This is a genomic window from Clostridium saccharobutylicum DSM 13864 (genome assembly GCF_000473995.1).
Lineage (GTDB): Bacteria > Bacillota > Clostridia > Clostridiales > Clostridiaceae > Clostridium > Clostridium saccharobutylicum.
This window is the reverse complement of sequence record NC_022571.1, coordinates 1,589,845-1,607,200: the sequence shown is the minus strand read 5'-3', so window position 1 is coordinate 1,607,200 and position 17,356 is coordinate 1,589,845. Positions and strand designations below refer to the sequence as shown.

Sequence of the window (17,356 nt, the reverse complement as noted above, 5' to 3'; positions counted from 1 at the left end):
CTTACTATCTATTTTTTAATTGTGTGGTTATTCTATATTTTAAATGCAATTTTGAAACCTTAGTTTTATAATAACTTATAATTTTACATTACCAGTATTTAGTTTAGTAACAACACAAATTTGTGATAAAAATAATTTTTCTAAGAATACTCATAGTTTTTTAACGGCATGATCGACTGCCCACCACTCGCATATCAAGTGATTTCTTTTAATGCTAAAGCCATAATAAGAGTTTTCTAAACCTTCCTCCGCCTCCTTTGCTTATAATCGTTTTACCTCTACGCTTTTCCCAATTATTTTCAATTAAATTTAAACCTGCAAACTTTTAAATCCGGCTTAGATAAGTAAATATTTTTATATCAGCAATCTCAAAAACAAAACAAGTAGTAGTTATTATTCCTACACCTTTAATAGTTAACATTTCATTAACACCTAGCATTTGCAATACTTTTTTCTCTATTTCTTCAATTATTCATATTAGTATATAGATTATACTTCTCTAAATTAGCGTCAAATCCTTTTAAATCCATTCTAATTCAATCTATAAGTTTCTAGAAATCTTATCACTCTATTAAAGCAGGCATAAACTTTAGCCAACATTTTCTATGTTTCACCTGTTTGCTGCCCCCCGTCGATAAAACTTTTTTAAATCTTTGAAACTCAGTTAAAGATATTAATGCTGTTTTACCTTCTCAATTAGTAAAAACATTATTAAATTCAGAAAAGTATTTGTCTAATCAATGCACCACTTTTTTTTATTATCTTCAAGTTCTTGCTTAAACATTATTCAATATTCATAACTATTATTAAATAACTATACATCCCTTCAGTAATATAAACCAACACTTATAGTATTCTTTTGCTTTTTTCTCAACTACAAAATTCAGCTAATTCATTGAATATTTCAAATATCTTAGAAGTATTTTCAAAAAGTTGCACATTATTAACTTCTATATCTCTGTAATCAAATACTCTCGCATATTGAACTTTATCTATTTTTATAACTAAAGTTTTTATGTAATTGAGATTTTTTTCATTCCGTGCATAAATCATCTTGAACACCTCTGCTAATAATTATTAATCTGAAATAATATTTTGAACTCATTATACCATGTGTTTTTTATACAAATGAATTTCTAATAATAATTAACTATTTTTCAAGTAACATTTATCACTTTAGATTTTATTACTATACCAATATAATCGTAATTAACACACTTATATTATCATACTAAACAAAAAAAATCTAGAGACCTACTATTCTCAATCAGGACAAACTCATGAAAATTTATAACTACATAAGTAAAATCACTTTATATTAAACTTCTATAATTTCACTTATATAGTTAATTAGATTTGAGCATATTGCGAATCTTTTTAATTTTAAACTCATCTTTTTCCCCGCATGTAAAAGCTTTAATATTGATAAATCCCATTTACTAATAATATTCATGTTTTTATTAACTGTTTCTTCAATGATTTCATTATGATCTTCTTTGAAAGTTACGTCTAAATGCTAATGCATTATCTCAATCTTTCAATGTTCTCTTACTGCTTTTGAAAAATAATTCTATATCAAACAATAGTTTACTTATATAACAACGTATTTCTTTTGTTTCTTTAATCGTCTTTTTTTATGTTTTTTTATATAATTCCTATGCTTTTTAAGTTTTTCCATTTATTTTTGTTTGCTAACCATTTTATATCATCTGTTTGATAATATTCTCTTATTTCAATTTGATCATGACTTTTTTTCAATAGTCTTTTTGTAATTTTCATTCTGTTCAGTGTTTTTTTAATCATTTTCATTAAAATAATCTATTAAGTCATTATGTAGATTTTCTTGATTTCCTTTTACCGCTAACATTTAGTCAGCTTTTTTCTGTACTATTTTTTCATAAATCTTAACTTGAGTTCCCATTGCATCTATATTAACAACATATGCATTTATCTGTAATGTATCTAATAATTGAGGATTTCCTACTATTTCATTTTCTTTTTCATCAACTACATTTTGTCCTAGACAAAAACCATCTTCATCACAATACGCCTATACTACGTGTAACGTTTTTTTATCTTCAGTTCTACTACCTCTCATGGTTTTTCCATCAATGTTTAAAATTTTCTTTAATAGGAATAGGTAAGGACTTGATATTATCTCTTTCTTTTCCCCTCCTCCACACCGGACGTACTACTTTCACCGCATCCGGCGTTCCATCAGTGTTTTATTAAGTTTAATATTTATTTTAAATCATAGAATTTCCAACAAGTTTGAGAAGTTTATTAATTTTATTTAAGGCTTTTATATTGAGTTTTATCCTTTCTCTGTATTCATTAATTTTAACCTTGTCAGTTTCATCTATGAAACTGCTTATTTCTTTATTAACTAATACGGGATTGTGATATTTATCAGTTCCACCTTTTTCTTTAGGAACTATATTCCTTATTTCCATGTCGGTTATATCTAAATTTTCTTTGCTGACATGACATAATCCTCTTTGTGCTACAAAAAGTGATATTCTGTTATCATTTTTTTGTATGCTTTCATTTTTCAAAGCATTTTCTATAAGAAATTTTATGCTATCCTTAAATTCATCATCAAGGTCTTTATGGATATGAAATCTGCCTAATGTTGTGTGTCTGCTTGCTGTCATTTTCATTAGCCTTGGTATTTTAATTTTACTCCTGCCAATGGATATATAGTAACTTTACATATACTTATAGGGTTGAAGTTATAATTTCCATAACTCCTTTTATAGGTCTTATTCTCGTATAATGTATCACTTCGTATACTTCTTGTTCGATTAAAAAACCTTTTTCTAACTAAGAAATTTATTTCGCTGAAATCTAAATTAACATGGGTAGCTATGTTATAATAATTATGCCATCCCAAAATCATTGAGTTTAGTTTTTCAACGTTATATGTTTTAGGGTTATTTTTTATTTTTTCAATTTAATTTCTATAATTTTTAATGATTTTGGTTTTGGCTTTATCTGATATCATGCTTTTAACAACGTATTTCTTTTTCTTTTTAACAGCTTTTAATTTAAAGCCAAGAAAGTTTGAGTAATTCTTCCCCAAATTTATTACCATTGATTTTTCAGCACAATATTCGATAGTAGTGTTGATACTATACCTCCTTGCGGGACACCTTTTGTAGGAGTTCCAATCCCTTCAATCTCTGCTTTCAGCATTTCTGATATTATAGATATTAATTTCATTACTTTTGCTATTGCATTTTCGGCACTTTTATCTGGTCTGAAACCATAACTTCCGTGATAGAATTTAGCTTCTGCAATTGGTTCTAAAACTTGTTTTATGCACTGTTGAACCATTCTATCTTCAATCGTTGGTATTCCAAGAGGTCTGAGACCTCCGCCTAATTTTTCTATTTCAACTCTGCAAACTGGCATTGGTTTAAAATTTTCGAATGTTTTTCTTATGTATCTTATCCACTCTGATATTTCATATTTGTGAATATCTTTTATAGTAGTCCCATCAACGCCGGGAGTTTTACTTCCTTTATTACTTTTAATATTTCTGTAGGCTAAAGTGATATTTTTATCATTTATTATTATAGAAATTAAATCTTTAAATTTATAACTTTCTTTACTTTTTCTAAAAAGTAAATCCTGTGTTTCTTGCGTATCATAATATTCATTATTTCTTAGTATTTGTTTCTTTAATATTCTTCGTTCACCACCATCATAGTTAGCTTCATTCAATAATTGTTTCAGCTTTTCTTAGTCTTAATCGAACCTAGTGATTTTCTAATAATTTAAATCTTAATAAAACATTGACTTGCAGCTATCCCTCCACTTGCTTTCGCAAGTTTCAACGGTACTATGCCACTACTTTCACTGATATAAAAGTAAGTTATAGTTAAATTTCAACTTTTTCTTACTGCCACTTTGAAGGAAATAAGTCCTCCATGTCATCAGCTTACCACGTTCCAATAACTTTATCCCTACATATATCCTTAGGTAATTCCTTTGATCCCTAATTTACAAACAGTTATTTGTATTAAGTATGCTTATTTTCTAAGTAACTCATATATTTCATTATAATTACAATGGTAGTTAATGAAATAAGAACCTTAGAATCATATATCTTTATAAATGTGAAATTTATTGAAGTAAAAATAAGCAAATGTTCCCTTCGAATATTCAAAGGTATAGTTTTCTAATTAAATAAATTATATATCGTAAAGTATAAAATCAAATCTAAGCTTGTACTTCTTGGCAGAAGAATCATAACATCTATTGAACCATTTCATACCTGAAGTAAATAAGCTATATATTCTAACAATTTTGTTGTGTATCTTTTTTGTGGCACCTATAATTTTACTTTTTTTATTCTTAGAACAGTCAGCTCCTAAGATTATCATCCAAGTCGCCATGCTTACACATAAATATAGGTTTTTAAAGTATACTATATTTTCAGTCCATGTATCTTCTATATTAAATCCATTAGATTTTAAATCTTTAAACATTTCTTCTATAATAAATCTTTTTTTATATTCCTTTACAGCATATTTGCTATCCATATTAGTTGCTGAATACCAAATATCATCTTAATCTTCAGCTATGAATACTGCAAGATTACATTTGTATTTTTCAGCAGTTAGCAAAATTCCATTAAATTTCTTTACATATGTTTTTATAGGTGTTATATATTTTCTCTTTACCTTCTATCTTCACAACCATATCATTAGTGCATCTTATACAATATTTCCAGCCTAATTTATTAATAAATTTAAATAAATCAACACTTTTAAAACCTGTATCGCCAAGTAATACAACTTCGTAATTATAAGCTGTAAAAATCTCATTTAGCTCAGACATTCCTTCTTTTATATGCTTGAAGTTCTTGTTATTTTTCTCATTATATTCAAATATTTTATACCATAAAGGAATTTCTCTTTTTCCTACCTTTAACGAAAACTGTAATATAAGAAATCTATTATCAAGGGTTGTATGGTCAAATATTATGATTATTTTTCTTTCTCTGCTTCGCTTGACGTATTTCTTTATGACTTATTCTATAAAAAAGCCATATACATAATCTGAATTGATTGGTGAAGATGAAAAAAATCTATATATTCTTTTCATTTTGCTATCTTCAGTTCCTTCAGAAAAATCATCTTTAGTTTTTCTGAAATATCAGAAAGCTCAACAGATTTTGATAATATTATTCCTATGATTATATAAACTAAATTTTTCAATCTTTTGGATGTAATGGGCAGAATCTCATATAGCACTTTTTCTAATTGTGTTGTAATATATTCTTGATTATTTAGCATAGCCGTTTTCTCCTTTTTATAAGTAGTGGTAGACTTATATAATAGGACATGGCTATGTTTTTTTCTATATTTTATTTTTGGTAATTTAATCCTTTGCTAACTTAACCTTTTTACTGTCCGTAGGTCAGCTTGTATGGCAGTCTTACCCCAGCATAAATTAATAAAAGCTTATGCTGCACTTATTCAAATATCGATTGTAAATTTTTCACTTATCTAGTACTCTTTTTAAATCTTCAACATTTAATAATTTGAAAATTGTACTAAATTTCATTATCGAAATCTAATTAAAGTCTATATCTTATCATTTTCAAACTAACTTTATAAAAAGTTTTAGTCTTCCTCAAAATTGACAATGTAATTTTCTTTACTATTTGTAAATCCTTAATAACATTGCTGCAGATGTTTGCATTTTTATCATCTTTAAATGTAAAATCTAAATGCCAATGTAATGAATTTTCAACGCTCCAGTGACATCGGACTGCTTTAGCAAAGGTTTCTACTGAGTCAATACTACAAATAAAATATCTATCCTCATTAATAATTTGCCCATTCTTTTTTTCTATAATTTTCTTTTCAATACCAATACTTTTTAAGCCTTTCCAATCTTTCTTTACAGATAGCCATTTAATATTGTAGTCAAAAAATATTTTCTTGTTACTATAGCACTATGTTCTTTTTCTTTTATAATTTGTTGCAATTCTTCATCATCAACATACTCTTTTACATCATCTTCCACGAATAATTCTATGACTATTTCATAAAAATATCTACTATTACTATTAGATATAACCATTCTAATAGTATCATCAAATAGTATACCCTTCTCTAATTTAAGATAATTCCTTAGCCAGTTTTCTTATTTATTCCAAATGCCTCTATTTCAGACCATTTGTTAACATTACTTAATACTGCAAAAAGTGTCAAGATAATTATATCTCTTAATTTATGTTTCACATATTATTCATCTCTAAAATTAAGTTTTTTTCTACTCATGTTATTAAATCCTTTATTACTATAGTGCCTTTAACTATTGAAAAATCTATATCATTTTCATCATACATTGTTTGCAGTTCATTTAGCTTTTTTGCTTTTCGTGCCATAAAAATAAAACTAATGGTAAAAATTATTTTTTATTAGTTTATCTTAGTGTTACCCAGTATATCATACCTTGTATATATTTTCTGCTTGTCTGGTCAAAAATTTGCCTGCTGACTTTCTCCAGATTTCACCTCGCGCTGAAGCTTCTTGTCCTAAGCTATACGCTTTTCAGTATCAGAATGTGTTAGAAACTTTCACTCATTAGATTATATCCATGCAGCCAAACCAAAAATTAGAGGCACAAAAAATAAATTTCATGCCTCCATGTTTATTGATATTAAAATAATAATTTTTTTAACAACTTCTATTCCAGTTAGGATCCTCAATATGTTTTGCTTTTTCAATGTAATATCTAGTCAGATCATTTACAATAACACGACGACCAACACCATATTTTAGTGTATTATATATATTTGTTGCATTAATGCCTCCTCCATTTATTTTTTCTAATTCTTCTTTTTTTATTTCTTTCATATGAACACCCTTCCTAATAAAGTATATTTGACTATATAATATCATATAATCCAAATTGTATCAATATTTTTCTTTAAAGTATATAATTTTCGTAATAAAATTTTAAATAATTTATATTTTTTATGAAGTTTTCTTTTTATTAGTTAAATTATACGTTTTTTATAATAAAATTATTTTCATAAAAGACAATAATTAATACAATAAAATTTATTCTTTCTCAACGCCATAGCATATTATTTTCAACATAAATTCCACAAATTTCCAGACTCATAACGATTAGTATAGTTCAGATTATAATTCTCACTATGGCGTATGTATCATCCATTGCTTATGTTTGGTGCGCTAACTGGAGATTTAATTAAATCAGAGCTACGCTCAGGAAATGCTAACACTTCAAGGCAAGTTGTAGTTTATTGGTCCTGTTCTTAAAAAATACTCTGGCAAGTATAAATGATAAGATAAGAATGGTTCTTTCCAGCCTTAGTTGAATTTCTGCTTGTTTTTATATATTATTATAGATATTCTATATTTTGAAAGTAGGTTTTATAATGAATGAATTTATTAAACTTTTAGATAAAAATCTTGAATTTGTTAGTTATGAAATTATTAATGATACTATGCATATAAATATTGTTTCTAACCGAAACTAATTTATATGCCCTTTTTGTGGAGAAATATCTAAAAAGTTCATTCACGATATTTAAAGAGTTTTCAAGACTTGCCAATTCAAGATAAAAAGGTAATTATTATTTTAATAGGTTGTTGAATAAACAGAATTTGTAAAAAACAAATAAATCATTCCTTTGTGATATAATAATTTCGCGAAAAACCTAAATATATCACATAAGGAATGACTCAAATATGATTATATAATTAAATATTAAAAGCGAAAATAACTATTATAAAATTTTTGAAGCTGTTAAAACTGCATTTGCTAAATTAAATTCAAATATTCAAAATAATAAAGGGCGACCACGTAAGTATTCAGATGAACAAATAGTTGCGTGTATGTTATACGGTGTTAAAAATAGTATATTCAGTTTGAGAGAACTTGAACATCGTATAAAACAAGACTATGTATTTCAAGCTATAATTCAACTTAATCAAGTACCAGATTACTCCACATTTTCATTAAGAGCTAAAGTGTTAGAGAAACACATATATTATGGCATTTATGCTATGCTTGTTGAACTTATCAATCCTGAAACTAGATTATGTGCGATAGATGGAACAGCTTTAAGAAGTTCAAAATACGATAGCGAAGCTAAATGCGGTAAAGGTACCCGTCTTGGATATTATAAAGGTTACAAATTACATTGTATTACAACAGTTACTGAATTAATGGTTGATATAGATACTCACCAAGTTATTGATATGATATTTTCAAGAGAACTTAATGATGTTGTAGAATGGTTAAAAACATATCAAAATTTAAAAATAGTTTCAAGAGATGGTTCTATTACATACAAAAATGCTATATCCTTATCACATCCTAAAGCTATTCAAATTAGTGATAGATTTCATTTATTAAAAAATTTAACTACATATTGTAAAGAATATCTAAATAAAATTTTTAAATCTAAAATAGTAATTGAGAAAAATATTTTTGATAAGTTTAATAAAAATAAATTTTGTGCTGATAAAAATAAAGAAATGACTAGAAATGAAAGAGCTTTAAAATCATTAAATATGATTAATTCTGGATTTACTAAAACGGCAATTTGCCAAAGCTTAAAAATGAATATAAGAACCTTAAATAAAATCATCAATTTAAAACAAAATGACATAAATTGTTACGGCAAAAATAAGCTGACTTTGAAGCAACAGCAACGATTTAAAAATAAGCAAGAACTTATTAATACAGTTAGAGAAATGAAAAATAATTATTCTTCCGTAAGCAAAATAGCTAGCGAATTGAACCTTGATCGAAGAACTATAAATAAATATTTAGATCCGACTACAACAGGTATAAATGGTAATTTAGGTTCAAAAAGAACAAGTAATTTAGATCCATATCTTTTATTTATAGATCATATGGTTTATTTAGGAGCAACTTCTACACAAATTTTAGAAAAAATAAAAAACAAAGGTTATGCTGGTTAATCGTCTAATCTTAGACATTATATCTCTAAAATAAAAAATTTATTAAGTGATAATTGTAAAAATAAATCTTATGATAAAACACAACATGTATTGGTTAATCGCAAATTGCTTATAAAATTGATTTTCAATCCTATAGAAAAAATTAAGGAATTAACACCTTCAATTTTGAATAAAGTATACGAAAAATTCCCAGATTATAAAAAAATAATTGATATAGTTTCTAATTTTAAAGCTTTATTAAAAAATAAATGTTCTAATGAATTAGAGGCTTGGATAACTACAACTTCAAAGTTAAATATCGAACAACTTAATTCATTTATAAACGGACTTAAAAGAGATATTGATTCAGTAAAAAATGCAATAAGATATGATTATAATAATGGACTAGCTGAAGGAAGCGTAAATAAATTAAAAGTAATTAAACGCATTGTATGGACGATGTAGTTTTGAACCATTAAGAAGTGAAGTTTTAAATATTGATAGTATGAAGTTCAACTAAGTCTGGAAAGAACCATTTCTAGCTTGACATTTACATCTTCTTTTGACAAATCAAAAATGTTCATTATAAATGTTATAGGATTTCTAGATTCGTTAAAAATCATTATTTCTCTAAAACTATTGATTATTAAATCACCGTGTTTGAATCAAGTAAAAGTTGGCAAATATTTTCTTTACTTTTATCTATTATCTTATAGTAAATTCTCATAATATCCCGTCTTCTATTTTAACGTTATTTGTAACTCATCTCGCCAAAATCTTTTAGTCCACATAACTTTCTTATTATTTTTCTACCTAAACTAACTGAAGCTTCACTGTACGGTATAGTAGCTGTATGAACTTTATACGTTGAAGATTTTTTTGCTTTTTTATTCGCATCTGAAGCAGATAACAGTGTTACTTCTACAATGTCTGTTAAAACATCAGTAGATATTGTATTCTTACATACTTTATCTACAGTATTAAATAATCTATCACTAATTTTTTCAGCTAGTATTTTAGATAAATCACCTGCACCATTAATATACCAGCTTATCTTTCTTCCTTTCATTCTTTGAGCAAGTATATCACATATATTATGTTCCATGGTACCTAATTGTCTATACATCAAGCCTTCTGGTAGCGTAGGCAAGTCTATATTTCTTTGCTTACATGGTAGTAATCCGTCTCTATTACTAACCAAATAGTTATATAAATGCTCAAACTTTTTAAGTACTTTTTTATCATTATTATTCCCAATCATAAGTTGAATAATCATATCAAAACCTTTTTCAATATTTCCTTCACAAAATAACTTTAATAATTTCTTTTGTGATTTTTTCTCACTGACCTTACGAAGAATTGCTTGACTTATATAAAATTGATCTAATTGAAAGTGTATATCTTTTTCCTAACAATTGCCTTTTATCCAACTTGCACCATCCACATTTAGTATTCGAGTTTTAATTTCATCAACATTGTATTTTTCACATATAGTCGCTTCTGAAAGCTCTTCGAAATATTTAGCATTATCAAAGCTTACACAAACGGTTTTATCTTCGACAACATATTCATTCTTTCTATATTTGCATCGTCTCTATGCAGTATAAGATATTGCTAATTTTAGTTCTTTCTTCTTACTTTTCCCCTTAGGACGTTTTTTTCCTTGGATACTTAACCATACACCATCTTGTTATTGAAATAATACCTGAACTTCTTTATGTACTTTTAAAGCTCCTTGCTAATTAAGTTCAATCTTTCTATTCCCCAACACTTTGAACTACGTTACAAAAGTCTTGTGGGCTAATTTCTTGGTTACACGTTGTTTTAAAATTTTTATATGTTTTACTAAATGATACTTCTGATATGCTAGTTAAAATAATCTATACTAAATTAGCAAACACTTTACCTATTGTATCCATCTCTAAATATTCATCTAATAAATACTTAGCAGCTTTTTTCCACTTTCTAATTCAAATTCATAAATACTCCATAAATACTCAACATTCCCTATTATAGTTTTTAGACATATTCTCTTAAATCCATTATTTCTATAGATCTTATTATCTCTTTCATTAAGCAATTTTTATCTAGCCATTCTAATACTTCTCTCATAGTATTACAAGCTTCATCACAAGCATATTTATATATTTTTTGTTCTATTTCCTTGAAAGTTAAGTCTTTATAATTTAAACTAGCATTGTCCATTCATTTTTACTCGCAATAAAATTATACTCTAACTTTTCAGACATGCTCTAGAAGACGTGGAAATTTTTCTCGAAAGACTACTTGAAATAAATGAAGATAAGAATGTATACATTATATTAAATAACGCAGAATTCTATACATGTAAAGATTTTGTTAATGCACATAGCTGAGATTTAATTTTAATAAATACTCAAAGACATTCTCCTGTTCCAAATCCAGAAGAAAATATATAAAATTAAAAACTTCATTTTTATAAAGTGTACCCTTTGTCAAGGACATTTTAAAAAAGCCTATATCAATGTAAAAGATGATTTCTGTACTGGATAGGAGTCATCTTTTTTAAGTTCCATTGACATCTGTGATTATTATAATAATCTATATACTCATCAATTTCTTGTATTAATTCTTCAAACGTAGCGTAAGCCGTTATATTAGCTTCATCTTTTAGATGTCCAAAAAATGATTCCTGCGAGGCGTTATCCCAACAATTTCCCCTTCTAGACATAGATTGTCCTAAATTGTTTTCTTTAACTTTAGATTGAAATATTGGACTAGTATCTAGTATAGTGAACTCCTTGATCTGAATGTATATAAGCGTCTTTATCGAGAATAGTACTATTTGATGCTATTAATTTGTCTATGGTATTAATAGCAATATCTATCTTAAGAGTTTTTGAAACATTATAAGATAATACCTCATTTGTAGAAGCATCTAAAATGGTCGACAAATAAGCCTTTTGGCGATTTTTATAAAATAGATATGAAATATCAGTAAGCAATACTTTTACAGGTATACCTTGCTTAAATTCTCTATTTAATTTGTTTGGCAAAACGGAATGCTCCTTAGTAGCTTTCATCATTCTTCTATAAGGATTTGCTTTTCTATGAGGACAAACAATAGTATATTTTTTCATTATTCTTCTTATACGTTTCAAGTTATAGACTATGCCAAATTCATTTTCTAACGTCATCTTTATTTGTTTAGCCCTTTTTCTTCGATTCTTAAAATTAAATTCACTCAATATGTTATCATAGCTTTCTAAATCCTTGATTTCCTGATTATTACGTACATTAATAGAATCACTAAAAAAATAATTATAGTATCCCGAACGTGAAACATTTGCAATACTGCACAGATAGCTAACTTTATTTTTAAGTTTATATTTGTCTATAACAGTTCTGATTATTTTAAACTTTTCATTAGTTATTATTTTAAATTTCCCTTTATCACACACCTTTCGATCATTTCTAACTTTTTTAGCAGTTCATTTTCTCCTTGCAAAAGTTTTAGCTTAGCTTGAAGTTTTTCGTATTTTTCTTCTATTGATAAATCTCTTTCGCTTGGGCGTCCAGTATTATATTTTCTAGTATCTTGTAACTGAGAAATTCCATTTCTATGAAATGTGGAGTGCCATCTTTTTCCTGCTGATTTTACTCTTTCAATACCAAGTATATTTATATCAAACCCACACTCACTAAAAATTTCTCTTGGAAATTTTCCTTTTTCATTTTCATTTATAAATAACATCTTAAATTCATCAGAATATGTATTGCCTTTACTACTTATATTTTTTACATATTTATTTTGTGATAAAATTCTTATCTCTTCATTTGTAAATAACTTCTTACTCAATTTAACAACTCCTAATATCATTTATTCTATTATACATAAAAGTACCCTATATGATAGTTTTTTTTATATTGTCTATCCTATAGGGTACATTTTATTAGCACTAGTGCTTCTATTTCTACTGCTGACCTCTTTGATTCAATAACATCAATTTATAATTATTTAAATGAAACTACGGATATAGTTAAATCATTAGTTTATGCTAAAAAATACTATTCACAAGTATACTTCTAGTTTTGGATATTTATAATATATATTTTTTACCATTCTTAACCATTTATACTCTCACTAAACTATTTTTTCCTTAACATATTTTTTAACCCTTCTATCTAAATCAATAATGTTATCTAAATTTAATTCTTTTCTTACTTCTCCCCTAAACACTTCCATGCACTTCTCTATAATTTCAGGAATTTGTAAAAAGCCTATTTTTTTATTCAAAAATAAATCGACCGCTGCTTCATTAGCTCCATTTAAAATAGTAGGCATAAGCCCCCCCATTTTCCCAGCTTTAAAAGCTAATTTTAAACATTTAAATGTATCTAAATCTGGCTTTTCAAAAGTTAATTTTGATATTTCATAAAAATCTATAGTATCTGCCATAAGGCCATTGCGCTCTTCATAATTAACAGCATATTGTATTGGCAACCTCATATCCTGTGCTCCTAATTGTGCAATTATGCTTCCATCTATATATTCAACCATAGAATGAATTATACTCTGCGGATGAACTAATACTTGTATATTATCATAATCACAATCAAAAAGCCAATGAGCTTCTATTACTTCAAGTCCTTTATTCATAAGTGTTGCAGAATCTATAGTAATTTTTCTTCCCATATTCCACTTTGGATGTTTTAATGCATCCTCAACTTTTATATTATTTAGCTCTTCTGTAATTTTTCCTCTAAAAGGTCCACCTGACGCTGTTAAAATTATTTTTCTTAATGCCTTCTTATCATTTCCTTTTAAACATTGAGAAATTGCTCCATGCTCAGAATCTACAGGCAATATCTTAACATTATGCTCTCTCGCTGCTTTCATTACAAGTTGACCTGCAACTACTAAAGTCTCCTTATTAGCAAGAGCTATATCTTTCTTAGCTTCTATTGCTTTTATTGTAGGTTCTAATCCTATCATTCCAACTACAGATGTTACTACTATGTCAATTTCATCTATAGAAGCTATTTTATTAAGTCCTTCTATTCCATCATATATTTGTATTTTTCTATTATTTTGCTTACAATAATCAGCTATTTTATCAGCACTCTTCCCATCCATCATAGCAACATATGAAGGATCAAATTCTTCTATTATTTGAATGACCTTTTCTACTGAAGTATTAGCTGTTACTCCAACCAACTTTAATTGTCCATTCGATTTTCTGATTACATCTAAGGTCTGAGTTCCAATAGAACCAGTAGCCCCTAATATAGAAAGTTTCTTCATTTCTTCTTCCTCCTAAAAGTAAATATATTATAAAAGTATAGATTGTATATTCATATCTTGAATTGTATCTCTATATAATCATTAGTCAGTACTATAAATTATCTCTTTTGCTAAGATGCTATACATTGGCCCAACCAATATTCCTAAAATACCAAATATTTTTACTCCTATATATATTGAAAGTAATATAACAAGTGGATGAATATCTAATTTTTCGCCTAAAAACTTAGCTTCTAAAATTTCTCTAATAACTTCAACTAATATATATAAACATATTAACCCAAATGCAATAAGATAATTCTTCATTATAATATTGTATATTATAATCGGAATAAATACAATTATAGTTCCAACATAAGGTAATATATCCAAAATACCACAAAACACACCTAACATGAAAGAGTTAGGAATATTGAGTATAATAAATCCAATTATTATTTCTAATGTTGATATTAATACAAGTATTCCTTCTATTGTTATCATGTGTGTAAAATTTTCTTTTTGACTTTTAAATCTAAGTATCATTTCCTCAGGAAGTAACATATATATCAAACTTACCATACTTCTTCTATCTACTAAAACAAAGAATGTACATATATTACCTATAAAATATGCAACAACACCTTCTCCAGTGCTTATTGCTCCTTTTCTTATATTTTGATCATTAAGAATAGAAACCACACCTTTTCCTATTCTTAAATTTTGCAAATCTAGATTCAAAGCTATAGAAATATCTTGAACAAACTTATTTATCCACTCTACATTCGTTAAATATACCTTTTTACATATATTAAAAATCTCATTTCCTAAGTATATTGCAATTAAAATCATTAAAGTATTTATACTTATTATGCTTAAAGCGCCTGCTATTCTATTCGGTATTTTAGCTTTAATCATAATACTATATACAGGTGTACATATTATAATCATTATAATCATAGTTAGAAATGGTTTAAAATAATATTTTATTATAAATGTTCCTACAACAACTAATATAAGGCATAATAAAAGTGAGAAAAGTTTTTTATACATTTTAAAAATATTATTCACCTCTAATCTTAAAATAATCATTTTTATAATATATGCTTATACTTTTCTCTTAAAAACTCTCTAATATAATTTACATCAAAAATTACATACTGATATTTATTGAATCTTTATATTGTTTCCTTATAATGTGACTACACTATATTTCTTCAATTTTATTTTTAATATATACATTGAAGTTTTAAATTATATAATCCTCCCCATTATGTAATCAGAAAATAAAATTAATATCCAACAAAAAAATAACAATATTAAGCATACTAGTTCATCTTGCTAAATTACATTGGTACATTCAATAAATAGATAATCTATTTTTAAACATATCTCAACTATTCTTCTCAAGATATACATAGCATACATAATATTGTTATTTATTTCATATTTTAAATTTTTATTATAAATGTTAAATAATAAAAAATTACAGTTGCTGAAAATATTATACTATCAAATCTATCTAATATTCCGCCATGACCGGGTATTAGGTTACTATAATCTTTAATTCCTACATATCTTTTTACAGAAGATGCTACTAAATCTCCAAACTGACCAAATACACCGCATAATAACCCTATAACAAAATAATGATACACAGGCATTATATTTATGTATTTATTTATTACAATTCCAAAAATCCCAGAAAATATTGTTGCTCCTAATAATCCTCCAATAGATCCTTCTATTGTTTTCTTAGGAGATACCTTTGGAGAAAGCTTATGTTTTCCAAAATTCTTACCACTGTAATATGCTGCTGTATCAGAAAGCCACGATCCTATAAATATAAGCCACACTAAAAAATTTCCTGATGGTTTTGTATTAACTAAATATACAAAACTGAATAATATTCCTGCATATATAAGTCCTAGTAATGTTAATGCAACATCAACAAACGTATATTCTAAATTAATAACTGGATATATTAATAATATAAACGTTGCAACAACAAGTATGTACATCATCATTTCAAAATTATTATTCAAAATATAGTATATTATCAAAAGAATATATCCTACAAATGATATTGGTTTAAAATCTTTCTCTTTTAGTGCTTTATAAAATTCCCAAAGTGCCATAATTGATAATGCAAATATAAAGCCTTTAAGAAAAATTCCTCCAAGCAAAACAAATATTATAAACGGAGCAATTATAGCAGCACCCAAATATCTATTATTAGACTTCAAAATCCAATCACTCCCCTATTTTACTTTTCCAAATCTTCTATCTCTGTTTTGATAATCCGCTATGGCTTTTCTTAAATCTTCTTCTTTAAACTCAGGCCAGTTTATGTCAGAATACCAAAATTCTGAATAAGCGCATTGCCATAATAAGAAATTACTTAGTCTTTGCTCTCCAGATGGACGAATAATTAAATCCGGATCTGGTATTCCTTTAGTATAAAGATACTTTTCTACTAAGTTGTCATTAATATCTTCTATCTTTATTTTATTCTCTTTTACATCTGAACTAATAAGTTGCATAGCTCTAACTATTTCATCTCTTCCGCCATAATTTAACGCTAAATTTAAATTTATATTAGTATTATTCTTTGTTGTTTCCATTGCTCCGTTTAATGCATCTTGACATTCTTTAGGTAATCTATCAACATTTCCAAATACATTCATTTTGACACCATTTTGATTACATTCTTTTACTTCGCTTTTTAAATAAGCAAGCAAAAGTTTCATCAATGCTCCAACTTCCTCTTTAGGTCTGGCCCAATTCTCAGTTGAAAAAGCATATAATGTTAAATTTTTAACGCCTAATCTTTTTGCTTCTTTTAAAATTCTTCTGATAGTTTCAACTCCAGCTTTATGACCCATACTTCTTGGCAAATTTCTTTTTTTTGCCCATCTTCCATTCCCATCCATTATTATGGCTATATGATTAGGTATATTATTCATATCTAAGCTAAAATCTTGTTTTTCTTCCTTTTTGGATTTAAATATATCTAACATGTTTCTCCCCCTAGTTTTCTAAAACTCAACTCACATTTATTCAGCAAGTAAGTTTTATTAATACCAATCATAACTTCATCTTATTATTTAATAGAAACTATACTGTCAATCACTTA

Annotated in this window: 19 protein-coding genes and 1 pseudogene; 2 read left to right on the top strand and 18 right to left on the bottom strand. The window is 26.7% G+C overall.

Going from position 1 to position 17,356, the window contains the following annotated elements:
• Positions 1–870 precede the first annotated feature (870 nt).
• The 11 genes from CLSA_RS07005 to CLSA_RS06970 all read right to left on the bottom strand — a co-directional run bounded on the left by CLSA_RS07005 (position 871) and on the right by CLSA_RS06970 (position 6,875).
• Positions 871–1,053, bottom strand: coding sequence for a hypothetical protein (locus tag CLSA_RS07005; RefSeq protein ID WP_022744713.1), 183 nt, complete (start codon positions 1,051–1,053; stop codon positions 871–873).
• A 265-nt stretch (positions 1,054–1,318) separates the two neighbouring features.
• Positions 1,319–1,453, bottom strand: coding sequence for a hypothetical protein (locus CLSA_RS24240; protein WP_022744712.1), 135 nt, complete (start codon positions 1,451–1,453; stop codon positions 1,319–1,321).
• A gap of 191 nt (positions 1,454–1,644) precedes the next feature.
• Positions 1,645–1,779, bottom strand: a complete 135-nt coding sequence (locus tag CLSA_RS24235; protein ID WP_022744711.1) for a hypothetical protein — start codon at positions 1,777–1,779, stop codon at positions 1,645–1,647.
• A gap of 467 nt (positions 1,780–2,246) precedes the next feature.
• On the bottom strand, positions 2,247–2,660 hold the full coding sequence (locus CLSA_RS21975) for a hypothetical protein (protein WP_022744710.1): 414 nt from the start codon (positions 2,658–2,660) through the stop codon (positions 2,247–2,249).
• 427 nt (positions 2,661–3,087) lie between these two features.
• Entirely contained in the window at positions 3,088–3,726 is a 639-nt protein-coding gene (locus CLSA_RS21970; RefSeq protein WP_022744709.1) for a reverse transcriptase family protein, read from the bottom strand.
• A gap of 470 nt (positions 3,727–4,196) precedes the next feature.
• Positions 4,197–4,547, bottom strand: coding sequence for a hypothetical protein (locus CLSA_RS23815; protein ID WP_052334788.1), 351 nt, complete (start codon positions 4,545–4,547; stop codon positions 4,197–4,199).
• A gap of 91 nt (positions 4,548–4,638) precedes the next feature.
• The gene (locus CLSA_RS23810) at positions 4,639–4,845 is read right to left on the bottom strand and encodes a hypothetical protein (protein ID WP_041716153.1); all 207 of its coding nucleotides are present in this window, start codon (positions 4,843–4,845) and stop codon (positions 4,639–4,641) included.
• A gap of 263 nt (positions 4,846–5,108) precedes the next feature.
• On the bottom strand, positions 5,109–5,303 hold the full coding sequence (locus CLSA_RS23805) for a hypothetical protein (protein ID WP_052334787.1): 195 nt from the start codon (positions 5,301–5,303) through the stop codon (positions 5,109–5,111).
• A 284-nt stretch (positions 5,304–5,587) separates the two neighbouring features.
• Entirely contained in the window at positions 5,588–5,881 is a 294-nt protein-coding gene (locus tag CLSA_RS24540) for a transposase (protein ID WP_418235964.1), read from the bottom strand.
• Positions 5,882–5,913: 32 nt separating this feature from the next.
• A complete protein-coding gene (locus CLSA_RS06975) occupies positions 5,914–6,096 on the bottom strand; it encodes a hypothetical protein (protein ID WP_022744707.1) in 183 nt (60 codons plus the stop codon).
• A gap of 599 nt (positions 6,097–6,695) precedes the next feature.
• A complete protein-coding gene (locus CLSA_RS06970; RefSeq protein WP_022744706.1) occupies positions 6,696–6,875 on the bottom strand; it encodes a hypothetical protein in 180 nt (59 codons plus the stop codon).
• 879 nt (positions 6,876–7,754) lie between these two features.
• Here CLSA_RS06970 and CLSA_RS22775 point away from each other — a divergent pair.
• Together CLSA_RS22775 and CLSA_RS22430 are read left to right on the top strand one after the other, a co-directional pair.
• Positions 7,755–8,978, top strand: a complete 1,224-nt coding sequence (locus CLSA_RS22775; RefSeq protein WP_472298009.1) for a transposase — start codon at positions 7,755–7,757, stop codon at positions 8,976–8,978.
• 90 nt (positions 8,979–9,068) lie between these two features.
• Positions 9,069–9,422, top strand: coding sequence for a transposase (locus CLSA_RS22430; protein ID WP_162270994.1), 354 nt, complete (start codon positions 9,069–9,071; stop codon positions 9,420–9,422).
• Between the two features lie 286 nt (positions 9,423–9,708).
• On the opposite strand, the gene CLSA_RS23785 is transcribed toward CLSA_RS22430, so the two are convergent.
• The 7 genes and pseudogenes from CLSA_RS23785 to CLSA_RS06915 form a co-directional block, all read right to left on the bottom strand.
• Entirely contained in the window at positions 9,709–10,233 is a 525-nt protein-coding gene (locus CLSA_RS23785; RefSeq protein ID WP_022744703.1) for a hypothetical protein, read from the bottom strand.
• 743 nt (positions 10,234–10,976) lie between these two features.
• Entirely contained in the window at positions 10,977–11,162 is a 186-nt protein-coding gene (locus tag CLSA_RS23780; RefSeq protein ID WP_022744702.1) for a hypothetical protein, read from the bottom strand.
• Between the two features lie 295 nt (positions 11,163–11,457).
• Positions 11,458–12,795, bottom strand: a pseudogene (locus CLSA_RS22420) (IS3 family transposase).
• A 285-nt stretch (positions 12,796–13,080) separates the two neighbouring features.
• Positions 13,081–14,241 (bottom strand): 1-deoxy-D-xylulose-5-phosphate reductoisomerase, encoded by a 1,161-nt coding sequence (locus tag CLSA_RS06930; protein WP_022744700.1) that lies wholly within the window; start codon positions 14,239–14,241, stop codon positions 13,081–13,083.
• Positions 14,242–14,322: 81 nt separating this feature from the next.
• Positions 14,323–15,312 (bottom strand): AI-2E family transporter, encoded by a 990-nt coding sequence (locus CLSA_RS06925; RefSeq protein WP_022744699.1) that lies wholly within the window; start codon positions 15,310–15,312, stop codon positions 14,323–14,325.
• Positions 15,313–15,671: 359 nt separating this feature from the next.
• A complete protein-coding gene (locus CLSA_RS06920) occupies positions 15,672–16,466 on the bottom strand; it encodes a phosphatidate cytidylyltransferase (RefSeq protein ID WP_022744698.1) in 795 nt (264 codons plus the stop codon).
• A 15-nt stretch (positions 16,467–16,481) separates the two neighbouring features.
• Positions 16,482–17,240: an isoprenyl transferase gene (locus CLSA_RS06915; RefSeq protein WP_022744697.1), complete on the bottom strand. Its 759-nt coding sequence runs from the start codon at positions 17,238–17,240 to the stop codon at positions 16,482–16,484.
• Positions 17,241–17,356 lie beyond the last annotated feature (116 nt).

Coding starts and splice junctions, on each gene's coding strand:
- CLSA_RS24240 (WP_022744712.1), bottom strand. CDS start 1,453: ATGAATATTATTAGTAAATGGGATTTATCAATATTAAAGCTTTTACAT.
- CLSA_RS06925 (WP_022744699.1), bottom strand. CDS start 15,312: ATGATTATTTTAAGATTAGAGGTGAATAATATTTTTAAAATGTATAAA.
- CLSA_RS06975 (WP_022744707.1), bottom strand. CDS start 6,096: ATGGTTATATCTAATAGTAATAGTAGATATTTTTATGAAATAGTCATA.
- CLSA_RS06915 (WP_022744697.1), bottom strand. CDS start 17,240: ATGTTAGATATATTTAAATCCAAAAAGGAAGAAAAACAAGATTTTAGC.
- CLSA_RS24235 (WP_022744711.1), bottom strand. CDS start 1,779: ATGAAAATTACAAAAAGACTATTGAAAAAAAGTCATGATCAAATTGAA.
- CLSA_RS23805 (WP_052334787.1), bottom strand. CDS start 5,303: ATGCTAAATAATCAAGAATATATTACAACACAATTAGAAAAAGTGCTA.
- CLSA_RS06930 (WP_022744700.1), bottom strand. CDS start 14,241: ATGAAGAAACTTTCTATATTAGGGGCTACTGGTTCTATTGGAACTCAG.
- CLSA_RS23785 (WP_022744703.1), bottom strand. CDS start 10,233: ATGATTATTCAACTTATGATTGGGAATAATAATGATAAAAAAGTACTT.
- CLSA_RS07005 (WP_022744713.1), bottom strand. CDS start 1,053: ATGATTTATGCACGGAATGAAAAAAATCTCAATTACATAAAAACTTTA.
- CLSA_RS21975 (WP_022744710.1), bottom strand. CDS start 2,660: ATGAAAATGACAGCAAGCAGACACACAACATTAGGCAGATTTCATATC.
- CLSA_RS23810 (WP_041716153.1), bottom strand. CDS start 4,845: ATGTCTGAGCTAAATGAGATTTTTACAGCTTATAATTACGAAGTTGTA.
- CLSA_RS06970 (WP_022744706.1), bottom strand. CDS start 6,875: ATGAAAGAAATAAAAAAAGAAGAATTAGAAAAAATAAATGGAGGAGGC.
- CLSA_RS23815 (WP_052334788.1), bottom strand. CDS start 4,547: ATGGATAGCAAATATGCTGTAAAGGAATATAAAAAAAGATTTATTATA.
- CLSA_RS23780 (WP_022744702.1), bottom strand. CDS start 11,162: ATGGACAATGCTAGTTTAAATTATAAAGACTTAACTTTCAAGGAAATA.